Below are 3248 nucleotides of genomic sequence, written 5' to 3'. Positions count from 1 at the left end.
GTCCTACTCTAGCGGAACGTAAATCCAACTACCATCGGCGCTAAGGAGCTTAACTTCTGTGTTCGGCATGGGAACAGGTGTGACCTCCTTGCCATTGTCACCAGACAAGTGAATGATTATACATTCAAAACTAGATAGTAAGTAAAGATTTTGCGTCGCAAAACTTTGAAAAAATTGATTAAGTCTTCGATCGATTAGTATTCGTCAGCTCCACGTGTCGCCACGCTTCCACCTCGAACCTATTAACCTCATCATCTTTGAGGGATCTTATAACCGAAGTTGGGAAATCTCATCTTGAGGGGGGCTTCATGCTTAGATGCTTTCAGCACTTATCCCGTCCATACATAGCTACCCAGCTATGCCGTTGGCACGACAACTGGTACACCAGAGGTATGTCCATCCCGGTCCTCTCGTACTAAGGACAGCTCCTCTCAAATTTCCTACGCCCACGACGGATAGGGACCGAACTGTCTCACGACGTTCTGAACCCAGCTCGCGTACCGCTTTAATGGGCGAACAGCCCAACCCTTGGGACCGACTACAGCCCCAGGATGCGATGAGCCGACATCGAGGTGCCAAACCTCCCCGTCGATGTGAACTCTTGGGGGAGATAAGCCTGTTATCCCCGGGGTAGCTTTTATCCGTTGAGCGATGGCCCTTCCATGCGGAACCACCGGATCACTAAGTCCGTCTTTCGACCCTGCTCGACTTGTAGGTCTCGCAGTCAAGCTCCCTTATGCCTTTACACTCTATGAATGATTTCCAACCATTCTGAGGGAACCTTTGAGCGCCTCCGTTACCTTTTAGGAGGCGACCGCCCCAGTCAAACTGCCCGCCTGACACTGTCTCCCACCACGATAAGTGGTGCGGGTTAGAAAGCCAACACAGCTAGGGTAGTATCCCACCAACGCCTCCACGTAAGCTAGCGCTCACGCTTCAAAGGCTCCTACCTATCCTGTACAAGCTGTGCCGAATTTCAATATCAGGCTACAGTAAAGCTCCACGGGGTCTTTCCGTCCTGTCGCGGGTAACCTGCATCTTCACAGGTACTATGATTTCACCGAGTCTCTCGTTGAGACAGTGCCCAAATCGTTACGCCTTTCGTGCGGGTCGGAACTTACCCGACAAGGAATTTCGCTACCTTAGGACCGTTATAGTTACGGCCGCCGTTTACTGGGGCTTCGATTCGTAGCTTCGCAGAAGCTAACCACTCCTCTTAACCTTCCAGCACCGGGCAGGCGTCAGCCCCTATACATCACCTTACGGTTTAGCAGAGACCTGTGTTTTTGATAAACAGTCGCTTGGGCCTATTCACTGCGGCTCTTCTGGGCTTGCACCCTAAAGAGCACCCCTTCTCCCGAAGTTACGGGGTCATTTTGCCGAGTTCCTTAACGAGAGTTCGCTCGCTCACCTTAGAATTCTCATCTTGACTACCTGTGTCGGTTTGCGGTACGGGCACCTATTATCTATCTAGAGGCTTTTCTCGGCAGTGTGAAATCAACGACTCGAGGAAACAATTTCCTCTCCCCATCACAGCTCAATCTTAAGAGTGCCGGATTTGCCTAACACTCAATCTCACTGCTTGGACGTGCACTCCAACAGCACGCTTCGCCTATCCTACTGCGTCCCCCCATCGATTAAAACGATGTTAGGTGGTACAGGAATATCAACCTGTTATCCATCGCCTACGCCTGTCGGCCTCAGCTTAGGACCCGACTAACCCAGAGCGGACGAGCCTTCCTCTGGAAACCTTAGTCAATCGGTGGACGGGATTCTCACCCGTCTTTCGCTACTCACACCGGCATTCTCACTTCTAAGCGCTCCACATGTCCTTGCGATCATGCTTCAACGCCCTTAGAACGCTCTCCTACCATTGTCCAAAGGACAATCCACAGCTTCGGTAATATGTTTAGCCCCGGTACATTTTCGGCGCAGTGTCACTCGACTAGTGAGCTATTACGCACTCTTTAAATGATGGCTGCTTCTAAGCCAACATCCTAGTTGTCTGGGCAACGCCACATCCTTTTCCACTTAACATATATTTTGGGACCTTAGCTGGTGGTCTGGGCTGTTTCCCTTTCGAACACGGACCTTATCACCCATGTTCTGACTCCCAAGTTAAATTAATTGGCATTCGGAGTTTGTCTGAATTCGGTAACCCGAGAGGGGCCCCTCGTCCAAACAGTGCTCTACCTCCAATAATCATCACTTGAGGCTAGCCCTAAAGCTATTTCGGAGAGAACCAGCTATCTCCAAGTTCGATTGGAATTTCTCCGCTACCCACAGTTCATCCGCTCACTTTTCAACGTAAGTCGGTTCGGTCCTCCATTCAGTGTTACCTGAACTTCAACCTGACCATGGGTAGATCACCTGGTTTCGGGTCTACGACCAAATACTGAACGCCCTATTCAGACTCGCTTTCGCTACGGCTCCACATTTCCTGCTTAACCTTGCATCAGATCGTAACTCGCCGGTTCATTCTACAAAAGGCACGCCATCACCCATTAACGGGCTCTGACTACTTGTAAGCACACGGTTTCAAGTTCTCTTTCACTCCCCTTCCGGGGTACTTTTCACCTTTCCCTCACGGTACTGGTTCACTATCGGTCACTAGAGAGTATTTAGCCTTAGGAGATGGTCCTCCCAGATTCCGACGGAATTTCACGTGCTCCGTCGTACTCAGGATCCACTCAAGAGAGAATACGTTTTCAACTACAGGATTATTACCTTCTTTGATTCAACTTTCCAGATGATTCGTCTAACATATTCCTTTGTAACTCCGTATAGAGTGTCCTACAACCCCAATAAGCAAGCTTATTGGTTTGGGCTCTTCCCGTTTCGCTCGCCGCTACTCAGGGAATCGAATTTTCTTTCTCTTCCTCCGGGTACTAAGATGTTTCAGTTCTCCGGGTCTGCCTTCTGACAAGCTATGAATTCACTTGTCGATAACACGACATAACTCGTGTTGGGTTCCCCCATTCGGAAATCTCTGGATCAACGCTTACTTACAGCTACCCAAAGCATATCGTCGTTAGTAACGTCCTTCATCGGCTTCTAGTGCCAAGGCATCCACCGTGCGCCCTTAATAACTTAATCTAATATAGTTATTAATCTGTGAGTGTTCTTTCGAACACTAGCGATTATTTTTTATGAATTCAAGCTTATTTAAAACTCTATTCACTCGGTTTTGCTTGGTAAAATCTATTTACTTACTTATCTAGTTTTCAATGTACAATTTAAATTATTTA

General features: G+C 48.6%; 2 rRNA genes. Both read right to left on the bottom strand.

The window, feature by feature from the left end:
- Positions 1-105, bottom strand: a 5S ribosomal RNA gene (rrf, locus tag E2558_RS12250); the annotation flags it as partial.
- 69 nt (positions 106-174) lie between these two features.
- Positions 175-3096: ribosomal RNA gene (locus E2558_RS12245) — 23S ribosomal RNA — on the bottom strand.
- Between the last annotated feature and the right edge of the window lie 152 nt (positions 3097-3248).

The sequence above is a fragment of the Staphylococcus pragensis genome (genome assembly GCF_004785665.1).
Classification (GTDB): domain Bacteria; phylum Bacillota; class Bacilli; order Staphylococcales; family Staphylococcaceae; genus Staphylococcus; species Staphylococcus pragensis.
Note: the sequence above shows the minus strand (reverse complement) of the source record. Positions and strands in the feature narration are given on the sequence as shown.